The sequence below is a fragment of the Iodobacter ciconiae genome (assembly GCF_003952345.1).
Classification (GTDB): domain Bacteria; phylum Pseudomonadota; class Gammaproteobacteria; order Burkholderiales; family Chitinibacteraceae; genus Iodobacter; species Iodobacter ciconiae.
This window is the reverse complement of sequence record NZ_CP034433.1, coordinates 2,640,694-2,658,056: the sequence shown is the minus strand read 5'-3', so window position 1 is coordinate 2,658,056 and position 17,363 is coordinate 2,640,694. Positions and strand designations below refer to the sequence as shown.

Below are 17,363 nucleotides of genomic sequence, written 5' to 3'. Positions count from 1 at the left end.
ATTTAAGTATTTAACTGGGTGGCTGCTTGTATAGGCAGTGGCTTTTGCTTTGAAATATTTTGGTTGAGATAATGAAAAAACTGTTTGCCACCCTTTGCTTGCTGATTGCTTTACCTGCATCTGCAATAGATTGCTCCAATATGTGGGATTGGGCGACGGCGGCTTGTCAGCGCGTAGATAAAATTAACCGGGAAGGCAAGAATGATTTGCTGGTTTCGGGGTATTCCTGGCATCAGCGCTCTACTTATGAAGCCGAGAAGCTGGAGTCATTTAATGAGTTTGCTTACGGTGGCGGCCTGGGGAAGCGGATTGAATTTGAAAATGGGGATCAGGAATTTATCTACGGCATGATTCTGGCCGATTCGCACGAGGATCCACAGCTGCAGGTGGGCTATATGCGTCTCTGGTTTTGGCCGGTTGTTGGGAAGCTATCGGTAGGCGCGGGGATGTCGCTCTCTCTGATATCGCGCCAGGATGTGATTGCCGGAATTCCCTTTCCGGCACCTCTTCCTTTTTTAGCGGTACGTTATGGTAAGGCCTCGGTGATGGGCACTTTTATTCCTCGTTTAAATGGCCAGCTTAATAATGGCAATGTGGCTTATTTCTTTGGCCGCTACGAATTTGATTAACAGGAAACAGATTCATGAATATTTTAGTGATTGGTTCGGGTGGTCGTGAGCATGCGTTGGCCTGGAAAATTGCCCAATCCGAACGTGTAGGTAAAGTTTTTGTAGCGCCAGGTAATGCAGGTACGGCACTGGAAAAAGATTTAACTAATGTAGACATCAGCGCCATTGATGAGCTGATCAAATTTGCTAAAACAGAAAATATCGGCATCACCATCGTGGGGCCAGAGGCTCCATTATCGCAAGGTGTGGTTGACGCCTTTCGCGACGCGGGTTTGAAAATCTTTGGCCCAACCCGTGCTGCAGCGCAGCTGGAATGGTCCAAAGACTTTGCCAAAGCCTTTATGCTGCGCCATGGTATTCCCACTGCCGCTTACCAGACGTTTACCAATGCGGATGAAGCGCATGCTTACATCAAGGCACAGGGCGCTCCGATTGTCATCAAGGCGGATGGGCTGGCTGCTGGCAAGGGGGTTGTTGTTGCTGTAACTTTGGATGAAGCGCACGCAGCGGTTGACTCTATGCTGTCAGATAATAAATTTGGTGATGCGGGCGCTCGTGTAGTGATTGAAGAGTGTCTTATCGGGGAGGAAGCCAGCTTTATTGTGATGGTTGACGGTAAAAATGTACTGGCAATGGCTTCCAGCCAGGATCATAAACGTCTTCTGGATGGTGATGAAGGCCCGAATACTGGGGGAATGGGGGCATATAGCCCGGCGCCTGTGATCACCCCTGATGTGCACGCCAAAGTCATGCGTGAAGTCATCTTACCCACCGTTCAGGGTATGGCTAAAGATGGCATCGTCTTTACCGGCTTTTTGTATGCTGGTTTGATGATTGATACTTTGGGTAATCCTAAGGTGATCGAATATAATTGCCGTTTTGGTGATCCTGAAACCCAGCCGATTATGCTGCGTTTAAAGAGCGATTTTGTCACTTTGCTCGAGCACGGTGTAAATGGCACTCTGGATCAGGTTGAGGCCGAATGGGATAGACGCGTGGCAATGGGTGTGGTGATGGCTGCGGCCAATTATCCGGAAACTCCTCGCAAAAGTGATTTAATCTCAGGTCTGCCGACGGTGGCTTTGGAAGATGGTCATGTGTTTCACGCAGGCACCGTGCTTAATGAACAAGGTGAAGCCATTACTGCTGGTGGCCGTGTGCTTTGTGTTACCGCTTTTGGCGACAGTTTTAAAATGGCGCAAAAACGCGCTTATCAAATTCTGGCGGGTGTATCATTTACCGGTGCTCAGTATCGTAGTGATATCGGCTGGCGGGCGATTGGCCGTAAATAAAGGTTAAATTGACTGCAAAAAAGCCATGCATTGATTGTATGGCTTTTTTATCGCACAAAAATTGTGTGCTGATACAAGTCAATAAATCTGGGTGCTTGCATTGACGCTTGTTGATGTAAGGTAGATTATGAAGTTAACAAAAACCGTTCTCATTGCTAAAACTATGACACTCGCCGATCTTCCGCTTAACATCCCTGCCAGAATCCTCTCTGCCCGGCTTGATGCTGATTTATGCCAACGCCTTGCTGCACTGGGCTTGCATGTGCAGCGTGATGTACAGGTGATCCGTCGGGGGGTAATGGGCGGGCCTTTACAGCTGCGGGTTGGCAGTACCGAATTTATGTTGCGCCGCAATGATGCCAGGCAGATTGTGGTTGATATTCTGCCACAAGCACATAGTTGATGATTGAGGTGGTGGCATGAAACGCGTTGCCCTCGTAGGGATGCCCAATACTGGCAAATCAACCTTATTTAATCGCATTACGGGAGGTACGGCCCGCACCGCCAATTGGCCGGGGCTAACGGTGGAATTGGCTTCCAGCCGTATTTTACTGGGTGGCTCCATGGTGCAGATGGTTGATCTGCCGGGGATTTATGATTTAAGTGGTGGAGCTGAAGACGAGCGGATTACTCAGGAATTTCTGAATAAAACAGAGCTCGATGCCGTGTTGCTGGTGCTGAATGCCACGCAGCTGGACAGACAGCTGGTTTTGGCTTTGCAGCTAAAGGCATTGGGGGCGCCGCTGATTATTGCGCTTAATATGAGTGATGAAGCCAAGCAGGCGGGCGTGCAAATTAATCTGGAAGGCCTGGCTGCGGAGCTGGCCTGCCCGGTGCTTAAAATTAGTGCCAAGCATGGGCAGGGCGTGCCTGATTTAAAAGAGGCGCTTAATCGCCTGATTAGTCAAAAAGATCCTAAGCAAATTTCCCTAGCCCATGCACCGGCATCCGGCACCTTGCATCAGAATGAGGCACGGCTGTATAGCCGCTTTATTCAGCGCCCCTCCATTTTGCCGCCCGGCCCCACCGCCATGCTGGATCGCTGGATCTTACATCCGGTGCTGGGTTTGCCGCTGTTTGTATTGATGATGTTTTGTCTGTTTCAGCTTACTTATGCCATCGGCGTGCCATTGCAAGATCTGGCTAACGAAGGGCTGGATTGGTTCAAGGCTGAGATCTTGACGCCGGGTATTGCCCCCTGGCCGCCATTTTGGTCCGGTTTTCTGATTAATGGGGTGTTTGACGGCTTAGGTACGGTCCTGACATTTATTCCGATTATTTTTCTGTTTTTCTGTCTGATGGCCATCATCGAAGACTCGGGTTATTTCTCCCGCGCGGCTTTTATGATGGATGGGCTGATGGCTCGTCTGGGCATGGATGGCCGTGGCTTTGTAATGTTGATGATGGGCTTTGGTTGCAATGTGCCTGCCTTAATGGGCACAAGGGTGATTCGGGATAGAAAAGCGCGTTTGCTGACCATGCTGGCGATTCCTTTTTCGCTTTGCTCGGCGCGTTTGCAGATTTTCCTCTTTTTAACCGCTGCACTGTTTACTCCCCTGCAAGCGCCGTGGGTGCTGTTATCACTTTATTTTGCGAGTATTTTTATTTCTATGGGCACGGCGCTGTTGCTGCGCGGCCGTTTTAAATCGACCGAGCCATTCACGCTGGAGCTGCCGCCCTATCGTTTTCCTGTACTGAGGCAAATCTTTTTGCGTGGCTGGGGCGAGGCGGCCGGTTTTGTACGCCTGGCGTCCACCATGATTGTGATTGGCGTTGTTCTGGTTTGGCTATTAAGTAATTATCCGAGTCCGCAACATAGTTATTCCATCATGATTGCCGAATTTTTTCAGCCGGTGTTGTCCCCCATTGGGATTCAGGCCGAGTTGTCGATTGCCCTGATGTTTGGTTTTGTGGCAAAAGAAGTAGTGCTCGGTGCGCTGGCGGTGATTGCCGGGCAGGATGGCCCCGCCCTGGCACATCATTTATCTGTCGTGCTCGATCCGGTATCAGCTTATAGTTTTATGTTGTTTTCATTAACCTATGTGCCTTGCGTTTCTACTATTGCTGCTATGCGCAAGGAATCCAATAGCGCGGCATTAACTACTTTTTCTGTGGTCTATTCTTTATTACTTGCCTGGGTGCTGTCGTTTATCTTTTACCAGGGGGCAAGAGCCTTGGGTTTCTGATTGCATTGGTATAAACAGGGGCGGCGATGCCCCTGTTTTGCATCCATCTTACAAAGGTTAATGATGAGCGATTTATTGTTTCCGGATATCCAGCCTCGCCGCAGTGGCCGTCTTGCCGTAGATGATGTGCATACCCTTTATTGGGAAGAATGTGGTAATCCTGATGGTGTGCCGGTACTGTTTTTACACGGTGGCCCCGGCGGTGGTATTTCGCCCATGCATCGTCGTTTTTTTGACCCAGCCTATTATCGCATTGTGCTGTTTGATCAGCGCGGTGCGGGGCAATCCACGCCCTTAGGCGAATATTGCAATAACACCACCGCTCATTTAATTGCTGATATTGAAGTCTTACGCCAGATGCTGGAGGTAGAGCAGTGGCTGGTGTTTGGCGGCTCCTGGGGCTCCACCCTCGCGCTGGCTTACGGAGAAGCACATCCTAAGGTGTGTTTAGGTTTTATCTTGCGCGGGATTTTTCTTTGTACTGCGGCCGAGGTGGATTGGTTTGTGAATGGTATTGGCTATTTTTACCCGGAAGTTCATGCCGAATTTGCTGCGTATATTCCTGCGCCTGAGCGGAGTAATTTGCTTGAAGCCTATAGCCAGCGTCTTTTCAATGCTGATCCGGATGTCTATCTGCCTGCTGCCCGCAGCTGGAGCCGTTATGAAGGTAGCTGCCTGTTTTTAGAGCCGCAAAGCAGTGCCATTGCTCAGTTTGAAACCGATGCTGTTTGCATGAGTCTTGGCCGCTTAGAGGCGCACTATATGCGTTACGGGGCTTTTATGGACGAAGATCAGCTGGTGCAGAACGTGGGCAAGATTCGCCATCTGCCTGCGGTGATTATCCAGGGCCGCTACGATGTAATTTGCCCGCCAAAATCAGCTTATCGCCTGCATCAGGCCTGGCCAGAATCGACTCTACACATCATCCCCGATGCGGGGCATGCGGCGATGGAGCCGGGAATTGCTACGGCTTTAATTAAAGCGACTGAGGAATTTAAATTGCAGGGGAGGTTTTCTTAATAGGATGGGTGAGCCGTCGTAGGGCGGGTGGAACTCGCCGCTTTTGCTAACCTAAAGTCAAAAAGATCTTTTTAGTGCCTTCGGCACGTTGATTTAGGAGCGGTAGCCACCGCGGGGGCGTTCTTTTCTTGAACGGCCAAGAAAAGAACCAAAAGAAGGCCGCCCCGACCAGCACGAAAGCCCCTCACTGCGGATAATCAGCTCGGCGAAAAAGGCTGCGCGCTCGCTGCCTCGCTACCCCTTTTCCGAAACCCCGAGCTGCTTATTCCTCGCTTCGGCGTGCTTCAAGGGGACTTTAAAAAGCCCCGTGCGACTAGTCGTGATGTAAATCCAGTCGCCTAAATTTGAAAATGCTCAAACCTCAAACCTCAAAGTAAATAGCATGTTCCCCCTCTGTTTTTCTCCGTGCCCTCCGTGTTTCAGTATTTGGGTTCATCCAGCAACAAAACTACTCCCCCTCTTCATCTTCTGGCTTTTTAGCTCTTGGGTGCGTGCGGTCGTATTCTTGGGCGAGGTGTTGGTAATCGAGGTGGGTATAGACTTGGGTGGTGGCGATGCTGGCGTGGCCGAGGAGCTCTTGTACGGCGCGCAGGTCGTGTGAGCTTTGGAGTAAATGGCTGGCGCAGCTGTGGCGCAGTTTGTGCGGGTAGAGAGGTTCGGCGATATTGAGTTTGCTTTCCCAGTATTTGATGCGTAATTGCACTGCGCGGGTGCTGAGTGAGTCGCCGTTTTTGCCGACAAATACCGTGTTGCTTTTGGGGGTGAGTTTGGGGCGTTCTATCAGCCAGCGGCGGATAGCTTCACAGGCCACGCTGCCAACAGGGAGCTTGCGTGTTTTTCTGCCTTTACCGGTGACCATTGCCATGCCGTGGTTGAGGTCTAAATCGAGCAGGGTAACCGAAACTAATTCTGCCACGCGTAAGCCCGAAGAATAAGCCAGCTCGAAGATTGCTTTATCCCGGCAGGCCAGTATTTTATCGTCGGGCATGTTTTCTAAAAAGCCGCTGGCGTCATCAATGGTCATTGCGGCAGGCAGTTTTTTGCTGATCTTTGGCGGTTTTATTCCATCGGCAGGGTTTATGGGCCAGTGAAAATCCCGGCACATTAGCCGGTAAAAGGTGCGCCAGGTAGAAAGTGTGCGGGCGATGCTTCTGGCTGACAGACCTTGACCGCTCAGCTTTCTCACATAGCCACGAATTTCTTTGGGGGTAAGCGCTGGCAAATCGTGGCCAGTAGCGTATTCGAGCAGGGTAGCCATATCCCGCCCGTAGGCTGAGCGGGTGTGTTTCCCGGCTCCTTTTTCACCTTCCAGATATTGTACAAAGTGGGCGAGCATGGCGTGTTTTGTGCTGATTTGCTCGGGACTGTCACGCTCATCTGCGGGCTTGGGGACTTCCCCTGAGGGAAGACGTTCCGTGGTGGTTTGCATTACACTTCTTCGGTGAGCAGCATTGGCTCGCCATCGGGAGCAAATTGCGGCACGGCACGGCGTATTGATGCCGAGACCAAATCGGATAGGCGCTGCAAATACAGTGTGCCCATATCAGGATAGAAGCGCTCAATATCTTCACTGGCCATGACAAGTATGCCAAACGGCTCACCACCGGTGCGCAGGGCAAACTGGGCAAAAGATTTTAGTGTGCCAGCTTCAACATCAAACCAGGACAGTACTTCATCGGTGACATAGGGGCCGCAGTAAGGTGATACCAGGTTTTGAGCCAGTTTTTGTACCGTCTCACCTACGGGGGCAAACTCGCGCAGATTGCAATCGCTGTCCAGCCAGAGCCGCAAGGCGATATGCGGCACGCCAAAGCGATGCTGCAAATGGTATTCCAGAGTACCGATCATGCTGGCTAAATCGTCCGCCTGCATCAGGCTTACGCTTAGCTGGTGTAACTTTTCCGAGATATGGTCGTTTTCTTCACCAAACTGTAGTAAATCACCCAGGCGCAGCTCCAGTGAGCGGTTTTTCTCACGCAGGGTAAGAAGTTGTCGCTCGGCCAGAGAAATAGCTTGGCCACGGTGGGTGTGCGGCACATAAATTTCGGCTAGCTCATCGGCGTATTGCTCAAAAAAGTCCGGGTTGTCCCCAAGCCAGCGGGCGACGTCATTAGGCTGCATACTCTTCTCCTTGGAGATTGATAATACCGTCAAACACGGTGATGGCCGGGCCGGTCATCCATACTGCTTGCGAATCTCCACCCCAAGCGATACTTAGCTCGCCGCCATGAGTGATGACGCGAACGAGAGGGTTGAGTAAGCCACGGCGAATGCCTGCCACAACAGCCGCGCAAGCACCGGTGCCACAAGCTAGGGTTTCGCCTGCTGCACGTTCAAACACGCGTAGCCTGATTTCATCACGGCTGATGATTTGCATAAAGCCGACATTGACCTTAGCCGGAAAACGCGGATGGGTTTCAATTTTTGGCCCGATGCTGGCAATGGGGGCGGTTTCAACATCGGCAACAACTTGCACAGCGTGCGGGTTTCCCATTGATACCACGCTAATTGCAAAGTTTGTACCATCAATATCCAGCGGGTGAATGATCTGATCGCTGTCAGCAATAAAGGGGATTTCTTTTGGGGCAAATTGCGGCACGCCCATATTGACGCTGACATTGTCGTTGTTTTCCAGCCGGGGGTAAATCACCCCTCTTGCTGTTTCAACAGCGATTTCTTGTTTGAGGCTCAGGCCTTTATCGTGCACAAAGCGCGCAAAGCAGCGAGCACCATTGCCGCATTGTTCTACCTCACTGCCGTCATTATTAAAAATACGGTAGCTAAAATCGATATCATCACGCGTGGCAGGCTCCACCAATAAAAGCTGGTCAAAACCAATACCAAAATGCCTGTCACCCAGCTGGCGTATGGTGTCGGGGCTTAACTTGATCTGCTGATTTACGCCATCAATAACCATAAAGTCGTTGCCTAGGCCTTGCATCTTTGAAAACTGAATTTTCATATATCTGGCGCGCCGCTGAAAAATTTTACTAAAGGTAAACTTAGCTGCCATTTAAGGCAATGCGTGTGAAAGAAAAAAGTGAGAGGCCAAGTTCGTTACTGGCTGAATTTACGGCGGTTTGTATGGGTTTTAGTTTGTATATTATCGGCAAATTGTGCAATACACTGGCTTTTTGCATTGAAGCTCATCTGGTAGATGTGTTTCCTGTATGGTTTCTTGTTGTAAAACTGATATTTTTGTTAATTTATATATTTCTTCGTTCTTGTAAAAGGCCTGTTGAAAAATGCTAAAACCAACGTCATTGTTTGCAATCTTATTAGGCAGCTGGCTATTTGTTACTCCTGCTCAGGCTCGCAACGAAGGGAGCGAGATCGTGCAAAGTGGCTTGGCCTCTGTCGTGCTTTCGCCTGTATTGTCGTTACAAGGTAAGCCGGTTGAGGCATCGGCTGCTTTTGGTCTGGGGGTGGGGTTTACTGTGGTAGGCGTTGGTAAGGTGGCAGTGGAAGCGAGCATGCTTACCATTGAACGAGTGAGCGATGGCAGCCGGTTTATGGTGAAAATAAGCGAAGCCATGCTTAAAGAGTTGGGTATTGCTGTGGGGGCATCAATCAGAACAACGGCTGAAAGCACAGGTTATGCCTTGCTTGCCTCAGGTAAATTAGTAGCATTTATTCCCAATGAAATAGGGATGTCCTTGCTGCATCAATCCAAAATTTCTGCCCAATAAGGAAATATTTGTATGCATGTGCATCAATGGCTGCTTGGGGTGACTGCCGGTATTTTAATGAGTTCTGTTTGGGCTGGGCGTGTATGCCAGGATGCACCACCTGATGCACAGGCATTTCGTCAGGCGATGGCTGCAGGCCACACCAGTATGCAACAGCTGGATAAAATTAAACCTAAAGTGGCATTGATTGCGAGGGTGGGGCAGGATTTGTCGGCTTACCATCTGCGGTTTTCTCATCTGGGCTTTGTATGGCGAGATCCTGGCGCGCAAGGTCAATGGCGAGTGATGCATTTGTTAAATCAATGTGGCACGGTGCAATCAGATTTATGGCGAGAGGGCTTGGCTAATTTTTTTATGGATGATCCTTTTGCCTATGATGCTTTGATTGTTGTTCCATCTGTGGCAGTGCAAGATAAGCTGCACGCTTGGTTAAGCGAGCAAAGTAAAATGGAGCAACTGCATGGCAGTAAATACAATATGCTGGCGTATCCGTTTTCCACTCTTTATCAAAATTCAAATCAATGGGTTCTGGAAGGTTTGGCGTCAGCGATGAGCCGTGATCTGGATATTCACAGTCGTACTCAAGCTCAGCAATGGTTGAAATTGATGAATTACCAGCCCAGCGAGTTAAAAATAAATACTTTTAAGCGCTTGGGTGGGCGGATGTTTCGCGCCAATATTGCGTTTGATGATCATCCAACGGATCGGCGGATGGCAGGGCAAATCGATACCGTAACTGTTGATTCAATCGTGAATTTCTTGCAGCAAGCTATGCCGGGAAGCCGTAACTATCTGGTAGAGGCTCAAAAACTGCCAGAGTTACGTTAGGGTATGCCTTGATCAATGCAGCTAACCCTTCGTCAGCGGGGGGCTTTGTTTAGGCCACTGGAAATCAAACTTCAACAGATCTTAGAGCTTGAGTGATTGGCCGGGCAAATACAAGGCAGGGGGGGCGAGTCAGGCTCAGGCCTGATCTCTGAAGTGTTGCCGGGCACAAGCTAAATAAAATTCTTTCGTACTTTAAAAGCAAATAAATTGTACTGATCCGGATGGCTTTCCATTTCGATCAGACCTTTTGCTGCCAGGCAGCGTAAGCGCCACATGGCTAATACATCGCTGCGAAAAAAGTCTTTGCTGGCCTGTATCCAGAACCCGGCAATCTGGCTGCATGGCAAGTAGTTGTCTGTGAGTAAATCCAGCATTTCGGCGTCGAGTGCCGTTTCGTCCAGGTGCCGAAATGTCTGCCCGTTCCAGCCGCGGAACATACTGGTGGGCTGGCATAGTGCCTGCCATTCTTGCGCCAGTGTTTGTAATCGGGCAGGGGAGACAAGTTTGCTGCTGGCCGATTCGATTTGTGCGGTACTGAGCAGGCTAAGGGGCACTTGCCCGGCAACGTAGCTTTTTACTGCTGTCGTATCAGGAATCATCAGCTTAAAACTTTCCCCGGCCTGATTGCGCCACCAGGCCAGTCTGCGTAGTAAAAGCGCTTCGCCACAGGATGTGCCTATCCATAAAGTAAGCTCTTCCGGCAGCGCTGCAAGCTGGGCATTGCCTGCGGGCAGCACATCGCTAAAATCAAAGCTCGACAGCGGGAACACTTGATTCCAGAATTTAATTCTGGCAGCAGGATAAACATGGTCGATATCAATCAGCGGGCCAACGGCCAGATCATCACGGTGAATACGGATATCGGCATAGGGCCCCAGCAGCTCACGCAGCACCTCTGCCGCGAAATCTCCCAGGACCAGATGACAGCTCACAGGCAGAGCCTTAGATAATCAAGCTTGATGCATCTGTCCATCACTACAAACAATCCCGCTGCCCGGGCGCGCTCTGCTGCCGCTTCATTAATAATGCCTTGCTGAATCCAGATTGCGGGGATTTGCAAAGCAATGGCTTCATCCACAATAGGGCTGATTTGATCTGCAGCTCGAAATACATTGACTAAATCTACCTTGCCTGGCACATCACTTAAGTGGGCATAGGCGGTTTCACCCAGCACCGTATCGGTAAACGGGCGTACCGGCACAATTTGCATACCCGCCTGCTGCATTACTTTGGCGACAGTAAAACTGGGCCGGTCCGGTTTAGGAGAAAGGCCTACCACCGCGATGCGGTGAATGCTGAGTAAAAACTGGCGGATGGCTTCGTCGTTTGGGTTCTGGAAGAACATGCTCATAATTGCTCGCTTAAAATTATTATTCCGTCTGCCTTGATCAGTGAGCCTTTAGGGAGGGCTGCTGCTTGAATGGCGGCTCGGGCAGAGTAGGGTTTGGTAAAATACAGCTCCATGATATCGCTTAGTGCGGCAAAGCGGCTTAGGTCGATAACAAATACACCTAGCTTGGCAATGTTTTGCCGCTTGCCTCCTGTAGCCTGACATACTGCGCGTAGATTTTGAAAGACTTAATGTGCCCGAGCACTAAAGCCTTTAGCCAGAATGCCGTTGGCAGGGTTAAGGTCAGTCTGGCTGGATAAATACCCGGTATTGGCACTTTTGGCTGCATGCGAGTAAGTGCCGATGACTTTGGGCGCGAGGCTCCAGAGTTGGTTGATTTATCCGTTTATTTAGGTCTCTGAATAATAAAGCGCTCGCCAACAATGGCGTAATCCGCCCCGCCCAGACGGGATAGCGGATCGAGTGGCTCGGGGTGGATGCGCCCATCTATGAGTAAGTCGTCTGCCACGCCAAGGTGGATGACTTCTAGCAAAATTAAATCAGCCACAACAGGATCGCCAACTTCCACATGCATATGCAGACGGCACTCTAGCGCAATACCGCAATCGGCAAGGCGCGGTGGTTTTACTGCAGTGGATGGCGTAAGGGCCAGCCCAAGGGCGGTGGCTTCGCTTTCATTCGGAGCAAAGGCGGCTGCGCTGGCATTGACTTGCAGTGCATGGTCGCGAGAGGGCAGGTGAACGACACATTCACCTGTTTGCAAAATATTTCGTGCGGTGTCTTTAAGCAGGGCATTATCGTGGCGACGATTAATACTGACCGACACAATCATGGGCTCATTTGAAACAATATTAAAATAGGAAAAAGGCGCTACATTGACAATGCCACTGGTGTTTTGGGTGTTAATCCATGCAATCGGGCGTGGTACAACACAATCGCTGATTAGTGTGTATTTTTCATCGGGCGAAAGTGCCGAGACTGTTAATTCCATGCTTGTGCTGCCCATTCTGGCTTAAGTATTGCAGGTACATGGGGGCATAAATGATTAACTCAATACAATATGGAAAAGATAAGATAATGATTCAAAATTGTTTTGTTCGCTTTTGGCGGGTAGAATTACGGCCCTTTTTGCCGCCTGGAACAGGCCTGTGACTACTCCTTCTTTTGCTCGTGCCTGCGGCATCGATTTTGGTACTTCTAATTCCACGGTGGGCTGGGTTCGCCCAGGCCACAGCACGTTGATTCCTTTGGAAGACGGCAAGCCCACACTGCCTTCGATGGTGTTTTTTAATGCTGAGGAAGACTCGGTGTGCTTTGGCCGTGCGGCTATGGCTGAGTATCTGGAAGGCTATGAAGGCCGTCTGATGCGCTCCTTGAAAAGCCTTTTGGGCAGTAGCCTGATCGATGCGCAAACCGAAGTTAATGGCCGAGCCCTGCCGCTGCGTGGTTTATTGGCTAAATATATTGGCGAATTAAAACTGCGTGCAGAAAATGCCGCCGGTCGGCCTTTCGAGCAGGCGGTATTTGGCCGTCCCGTTCATTTTGTTGATGACGATGCGGCGGCCGATGCGCAGGCTGAAAAAACGCTGGCCGAGATTGCCTATCAGGTCGGTTTTAAGGAAATTAGCTTTCAGTTCGAGCCGATTGCGGCAGCTTTTCATTATGAGTGCAGTATTCAAAAAGAAGAGCTGGTGCTGATTGTGGATATTGGCGGCGGTACTTCGGATTTTTCGCTGGTGCGTTTATCACCGGAGCGCGCGCAGGGCTTAGACAGACGGAATGATTTATTAGCCAGCGCTGGTGTGCATATTGGTGGCACGGATTTTGATAAAGCATTGAGCCTTGCCGGTGTGATGCCTTTACTGGGCTATAAAACGCGGCTGAAAAATAATTCGGAAGTCCCCTCGGGCACCTTTTTTAATCTGGCCACCTGGCACACAATTAACTTTGCTTATACTCGCCGCTCCTGGAGTGATCTGGCTGATGTTTATCGTGATGCAATGGAGCGGGATAAGCTGGATCGCTTAATGAGCCTGATCGAGCAGCGTGCCGGGCACTGGCTGGCCTTGCAAGTTGAAGACGCTAAAATTGCACTATCGAGTAGCGATAAAACCACTATCTTGTTGGATAGACTGGAAGACGATCTGACCCACAATCTGACCCGTGCCGATTTTGATAACTCAATCTCACGCCTTGTCGATACCGTTGAAAAAACAGTAAATGGTTTATTAAGCAGCGCAGGCATCGGCGTAGAACAGGTCGATACCGTATTTTTTACCGGCGGCTCCAGTGGTGTGCCACTGCTACGCGCTCAGGTTGGCGCTTTATTACCCAATGCCCGCCATGTAGAAGGCGATTTGTTCGGCAGTATCGGCACAGGCCTTGCTGTGGAAGCGGCAAGACGGTTCGGCTGATCGCTCCTTCTTATTAAATATGGCAAAATCCTTGTTTTGAAACGTGGTGGGCACACTGGGTGCTTCACGGAGAGAAACGGGTCTGAATCTCTGTGGTTTGTATCGTGATCAGTGAAAAAAACTTGTCTGTCAGTGAGGTTTTTTTTCGTTGGTATTGCGGTTACAGTCCTTTTTGTTTTAGTAAATTAAAATACAGAACTTTATTTTTAAATGTATGTATAAAAGCATTATTTGGTAAAAGATCCAATTGTCAGTGTTGTTATTAAAATACAGTCTCAGTATATTTTGTTTTTTTATCTTGTTGTTTTATGAGATATGCAGAATTTATATAAATTATCGAAGTGACTAATCATTATTTTATCCAGTCGCCTTTCATTTACTTTTTGCCCTAGATTAAGTGCAACTGCGTAGAGTGTTGAATCAAATATAATGGGCGAAGAAGAAATCAGCTCAAGAAATTTAATTCCACGTGCACGATAATCAACAGGAGCATTATTCTTAGGTACGGCTTCACATATCATTTTTGCATAAGGAAATGCAGGGCAGTTCTGATTGTCAATATTGTAAAGTATCGTTATCGTACGGCCGATATTGCAGTATCTGAGATAGGGGGTTGCATTATGATGCAGGCAGGCAATATTACGCAGGCTTTGATTCGATTTTATTTCGGCAATATTTTTTCGATCGACGGCTGAAATCGCAGTTGCTTCCAGAGCCGGAATAGTGGCTAAGGGCATTGCAGAGTTCGCAATGCTTTCCAGTTTCTTAGAAAGTGCGGTATTGATTTTCTGTGATGGGGGCTGTGCGAGCAATTGAGTATTCGAAGGCTCAGCGCGGAACAGGGATGGCGCGCTTTGGCTGCGGGTAACAGAGTACATGATCACATCTCCATAGAAAAGATAAATTACATCGTATGTGAATGCTGTTTCTAGGCTGATTTCTAAAATATATCTTTAATAAAACAATCATTTTTGTGACGTTTAAATAATTGCTTGGCGATACTGTTAATTAAATTGATTTATTTTAAGATTTTTCTTATCAGAAAAATCTGATTGTTTTATATGAGTGAATAGAATTGAATAGTATTTTCATGATTTTATTTTGACATAACAACCATATAGCATTGTCATTAGTCCTTTTTTGCAAAATAAGATGACGTAAAAAATAGGCTGGGAGTAAAAAATAATAACAGGCAATTAGCTCCATTCAATTATGCTTTTCGTATAATTGAATGGGTGCTCTCTATATGCATCTAGCATGTAACAAAAAAATGGGTAAGCTAATATGCCGCAGGCTTGTTAAAAAAACAATGGCACTAGCGTTTTGTTTTAATAATTACAAATTTTGCACTTTGCGCAATCAGCTCGATATATCTAAAGCTTTTCTTTAACTCCGCCTGATAGTTCAGATGCCGGTTAGCGACAATCCATAATTCGCTATTGGCGCTCATACACAGTTTGGCCTGGGCAAACATGCTAAGGGCAATATCGGTGGTGACAGTATTTTGCTGATGAAACGGCGGGTTGATCAGAATTAAGTCAAAAGTCTGCCCCTCTGCAGCCGCACCGGAGAGACCGTCGCTGTGTTGAATCTGGCAGCAAGCATCCGGGAAGTTGGCGGCAAAGCTGAGCTGGGCCGATTCTACCGCCGCCAGCGATTCATCAAATAAATGTAAATCGGTTTTGGGGTGAAGCTGGTGGTAGGCGAGGGACAAGAGTCCATTGCCGCAACCCACATCGGCCATGCTATCTGCGCCTGGCAGGCGATCAAAATGCTCGATAAAAAAGCGTGAGCCAATATCTGTTTTTTGCTCAGCAAAAACACCAGGTGCGTTATGGAGTGTGAGGCCCAGCTCGGCTACGGCTTGCAGATAGGGCGTGGTGGCGGTATGACCTGGCCGCAGGCGGGCTGTATACATCCGCGCTTTGCGCTGAGTGGGGAGGTATTCAACGTCATCGCAGCAAGATTTAATGATGTCCAGATGCCCCTTGCTGACATGCTTTTGCATGCCTGAAAAATACAGGATCAGTGGCTTACTTAGGTGCTTCGCTACTTGCTGCAGCTGAGTCTGAAATAAAGATAAAGATTTTGGCAGCTTAACCAGGCCATAGGCCAGCGCCTGCCCGGAGTAGGGTGTAAAGCATTGCTGGCTATTAATTTCAATCGCGTGGCGCGAGCACCAGGAGTCATTGATATGGAAAACCTGCGTGCCCGCTGCACAGTGCAAAGCCCCAAAGGCGTCGTTGATAAGTAAAACGGGCGTATTTGCGATAATAAATTCCGCAAGGTATTCATCACTTGCATCCCATGCCCGTAAGTCTTTAGCGTGTTTGCTTGGATAGCGCAGTAAATTGAGCGCGGCAAAATCAGTCAAATCTATCGGGCGTACTGACATTTGTATTCTTTACCTGTGATGCCAAAGTTGGGGCTGGTTAATGGGCGATTCTACCAGTTGACGGCGGGCCTGAAATAGATTGCTGCCAGGTCAAGTGTCGTTTGACACGGGAGCATATAAAGGTTTTGCCGGGGCAAAAACAGGGCGCCTGTAAGTTTCTTGGGGTAAGGATCTTGGTACTTTCTAATATTTATTTAAATGAATTGAGCTTTTTGAGCATGATTAGAGCGTTTTCTTCTTCCTGCTCACCTGCCTCAATACAGTTTTCCAGCCCGCCATTTTCTTGCCAGTGCTTGCTGCTGTTTTCTGTGTAAAACGACACGTATTTGCACTCGTCTATGGCTTCGTTTAAACCATTTAGCGCGGTGTATCTTATCTTAACGATAAAAGTATTTTGCTGGCCTGCCAGCTGGCCTTTCCAGAGCACATTGCTGGCCTTGAGTTTGAAGCTTTGAGGCATTTTTAGAGTTTGCTTGATAATATTACTGGCGTCATCAACTTCAGATGAGCCACAGGCAGACAAGAGTAAGGCTAAATATAATGTAATCTTTCTCATTTCTTTTTCAACCTTGATAAGGTCATACGCTGTCGTGGTAAAGGGCCTTAACTATCTGACCTGAAAAGGGCGAGTTGCTCACGCTGTATTTTTGTAGGCTGGCTTTATTTAAATGACTGTGTAATGACAATTATTGCAAGGCCAGGGAATGATGGCTGTTGCTGCAGGCAATATAAGAACATATTTGGAAGGCAAAATAAAAAACGGCTCCAATTTGCATTGGAGCCGTTTTCTTTGTACTGGTGGCCTGTCTCGGAATCGAACCAAGGACACGCGGATTTTCAATCCGCTGCTCTACCAACTGAGCTAACAGGCCGCATAAAGCGGGTATTATAAAGCCAGTTAAATTCAGACTGACTTTTCATAAATCTTGGTGGCCTGTCTCGGAATCGAACCAAGGACACGCGGATTTTCAATCCGCTGCTCTACCAACTGAGCTAACAGGCCGCTGAGAGGTCGCTATTAAAGCCCATTTGTAATGAGTCGTCAACCTTTATTATGAATAATGTTTGAAAATAACTTAATTTTATATTTCGCTATATATAATGATTAGTCCTGCTGAAATTCGGGCATTTTGGCAGGGAGGATAGGAATCACTATTAAGTAAAATGGGTGGTTAAGTAACAATGCTGTTTTTATACGATTGCTAAAAAGACAAAGTCTGAAATCCATTTGGTTTGCATCAATTTGGCTCTGTTTTTGTGCTTTAGTCTATTCCTTAATAAAATAAAAGCAATGCCGAAAATATTGCTTAATCCCTGTTTTTAAATGAAATTAGCCCTCTTTATACTCGGTGGTTAGTCATGAGTTACGGAAAAGTTTCATTGCCGGGCTTGACGCAAAGGGGAACCTTGCCTAGAATGCGCTTCTCTTGTAGGGGGGGTTACCCCAGCGGTCAACGGGTCCGGACTGTAAATCCGGCGGCTAAGCCTTCGAAGGTTCGAATCCTTCCCCCCCCACCAGAATAAATTTTATACGTAGCGAAAAATCTGCGCAGAAGGTT

General features: G+C 48.4%; 18 protein-coding genes and 3 tRNA genes. 9 read left to right on the top strand and 12 right to left on the bottom strand.

The genetic code is table 11. The features are described from left to right. Nucleotides 1-71: 71 nt before the first annotated feature. The 5 genes from EJO50_RS11605 to pip all read left to right on the top strand — a co-directional run bounded on the left by EJO50_RS11605 (nt 72) and on the right by pip (nt 5,127). Nucleotides 72-629 carry a phospholipid:lipid A palmitoyltransferase gene (locus EJO50_RS11605; protein WP_125974323.1) on the top strand — a complete coding sequence of 186 codons (558 nt, stop codon included), beginning with the start codon at nt 72-74 and terminating at the stop codon, nt 627-629. A gap of 14 nt (nt 630-643) precedes the next feature. Then, the gene (gene purD / locus EJO50_RS11600) at nt 644-1,921 is read left to right on the top strand and encodes a phosphoribosylamine--glycine ligase (protein ID WP_125974321.1); all 1,278 of its coding nucleotides are present in this window, start codon (nt 644-646) and stop codon (nt 1,919-1,921) included. A gap of 127 nt (nt 1,922-2,048) precedes the next feature. Then, entirely contained in the window at nt 2,049-2,324 is a 276-nt protein-coding gene (locus EJO50_RS11595; RefSeq protein WP_206434378.1) for a FeoA family protein, read from the top strand. A 16-nt stretch (nt 2,325-2,340) separates the two neighbouring features. After that, nucleotides 2,341-4,107, top strand: a complete 1,767-nt coding sequence (gene feoB, locus EJO50_RS11590) for a ferrous iron transport protein B (protein ID WP_125974319.1) — start codon at nt 2,341-2,343, stop codon at nt 4,105-4,107. 60 nt (nt 4,108-4,167) lie between these two features. Then, a complete protein-coding gene (gene pip / locus EJO50_RS11585; protein WP_125974317.1) occupies nt 4,168-5,127 on the top strand; it encodes a prolyl aminopeptidase in 960 nt (319 codons plus the stop codon). A gap of 448 nt (nt 5,128-5,575) precedes the next feature. On the opposite strand, the gene EJO50_RS11580 is transcribed toward pip, so the two are convergent. Genes EJO50_RS11580 through dapF form a run of 3 tightly spaced genes read right to left on the bottom strand, consistent with a single transcriptional unit; the run spans nt 5,576 to nt 8,089 of the window. After that, nucleotides 5,576-6,556 carry a tyrosine recombinase XerC gene (locus tag EJO50_RS11580; RefSeq protein ID WP_125974315.1) on the bottom strand — a complete coding sequence of 327 codons (981 nt, stop codon included), beginning with the start codon at nt 6,554-6,556 and terminating at the stop codon, nt 5,576-5,578. Beyond that, complete coding sequence (locus tag EJO50_RS11575; RefSeq protein WP_125974313.1) at nt 6,556-7,248, bottom strand: DUF484 family protein; 693 nt, start codon at nt 7,246-7,248, stop codon at nt 6,556-6,558. The genes EJO50_RS11580 and EJO50_RS11575 overlap by 1 nt, the downstream gene beginning before the upstream one ends. Next, nucleotides 7,238-8,089, bottom strand: coding sequence for a diaminopimelate epimerase (gene dapF / locus EJO50_RS11570; protein WP_125974311.1), 852 nt, complete (start codon nt 8,087-8,089; stop codon nt 7,238-7,240). The genes EJO50_RS11575 and dapF overlap by 11 nt, the downstream gene beginning before the upstream one ends. 283 nt (nt 8,090-8,372) lie before the next feature. Here dapF and EJO50_RS11565 point away from each other — a divergent pair, with 283 nt between their 5' ends. Beyond that, on the top strand, nt 8,373-8,816 hold the full coding sequence (locus tag EJO50_RS11565) for a hypothetical protein (protein ID WP_125974310.1): 444 nt from the start codon (nt 8,373-8,375) through the stop codon (nt 8,814-8,816). 12 nt (nt 8,817-8,828) lie between these two features. Then, nucleotides 8,829-9,644, top strand: a complete 816-nt coding sequence (locus EJO50_RS11560) for a DUF2145 domain-containing protein (RefSeq protein WP_125974306.1) — start codon at nt 8,829-8,831, stop codon at nt 9,642-9,644. A gap of 170 nt (nt 9,645-9,814) precedes the next feature. Here the strand turns inward: EJO50_RS11560 and EJO50_RS11555 are convergent, their stop codons facing one another. From EJO50_RS11555 to EJO50_RS11540, 4 genes are all read right to left on the bottom strand, one after another. After that, nucleotides 9,815-10,576, bottom strand: coding sequence for a DUF3658 domain-containing protein (locus tag EJO50_RS11555; protein WP_125974305.1), 762 nt, complete (start codon nt 10,574-10,576; stop codon nt 9,815-9,817). Beyond that, nucleotides 10,573-10,995 (bottom strand): CoA-binding protein, encoded by a 423-nt coding sequence (locus EJO50_RS11550; protein ID WP_233702060.1) that lies wholly within the window; start codon nt 10,993-10,995, stop codon nt 10,573-10,575. Before EJO50_RS11550 ends, EJO50_RS11555 begins: the two co-directional genes overlap by 4 nt. Further along, nucleotides 10,992-11,168 (bottom strand): RidA family protein, encoded by a 177-nt coding sequence (locus EJO50_RS17790; RefSeq protein WP_373280533.1) that lies wholly within the window; start codon nt 11,166-11,168, stop codon nt 10,992-10,994. The genes EJO50_RS11550 and EJO50_RS17790 overlap by 4 nt, the downstream gene beginning before the upstream one ends. A gap of 212 nt (nt 11,169-11,380) precedes the next feature. Then, nucleotides 11,381-11,986 (bottom strand): flavin reductase family protein, encoded by a 606-nt coding sequence (locus tag EJO50_RS11540; protein WP_164521494.1) that lies wholly within the window; start codon nt 11,984-11,986, stop codon nt 11,381-11,383. Between the two features lie 157 nt (nt 11,987-12,143). Here EJO50_RS11540 and EJO50_RS11535 point away from each other — a divergent pair, with 157 nt between their 5' ends. Continuing rightward, nucleotides 12,144-13,409: an Hsp70 family protein gene (locus EJO50_RS11535; RefSeq protein WP_125974301.1), complete on the top strand. Its 1,266-nt coding sequence runs from the start codon at nt 12,144-12,146 to the stop codon at nt 13,407-13,409. Between the two features lie 293 nt (nt 13,410-13,702). Here EJO50_RS11535 and EJO50_RS11530 read toward each other — a convergent pair whose 3' ends face one another. From EJO50_RS11530 to EJO50_RS11510, 5 genes are all read right to left on the bottom strand, one after another. Beyond that, a complete protein-coding gene (locus EJO50_RS11530) occupies nt 13,703-14,287 on the bottom strand; it encodes a hypothetical protein (protein ID WP_125974299.1) in 585 nt (194 codons plus the stop codon). A gap of 437 nt (nt 14,288-14,724) precedes the next feature. Beyond that, entirely contained in the window at nt 14,725-15,804 is a 1,080-nt protein-coding gene (locus tag EJO50_RS11525) for a class I SAM-dependent methyltransferase (RefSeq protein WP_125974297.1), read from the bottom strand. Nucleotides 15,805-15,994: 190 nt separating this feature from the next. Beyond that, nucleotides 15,995-16,360, bottom strand: coding sequence for a hypothetical protein (locus EJO50_RS11520; RefSeq protein ID WP_125974295.1), 366 nt, complete (start codon nt 16,358-16,360; stop codon nt 15,995-15,997). Between the two features lie 240 nt (nt 16,361-16,600). Next, nucleotides 16,601-16,676: transfer RNA gene (locus EJO50_RS11515), tRNA-Phe, on the bottom strand. Between the two features lie 55 nt (nt 16,677-16,731). After that, nucleotides 16,732-16,807, bottom strand: a tRNA-Phe gene (locus tag EJO50_RS11510). 429 nt (nt 16,808-17,236) lie between these two features. On the opposite strand from EJO50_RS11510, the gene EJO50_RS11505 reads away from it, so the two are divergent. Further along, nucleotides 17,237-17,322, top strand: a tRNA-Tyr gene (locus EJO50_RS11505). The last annotated feature ends 41 nt before the right edge of the window (nt 17,323-17,363 follow it).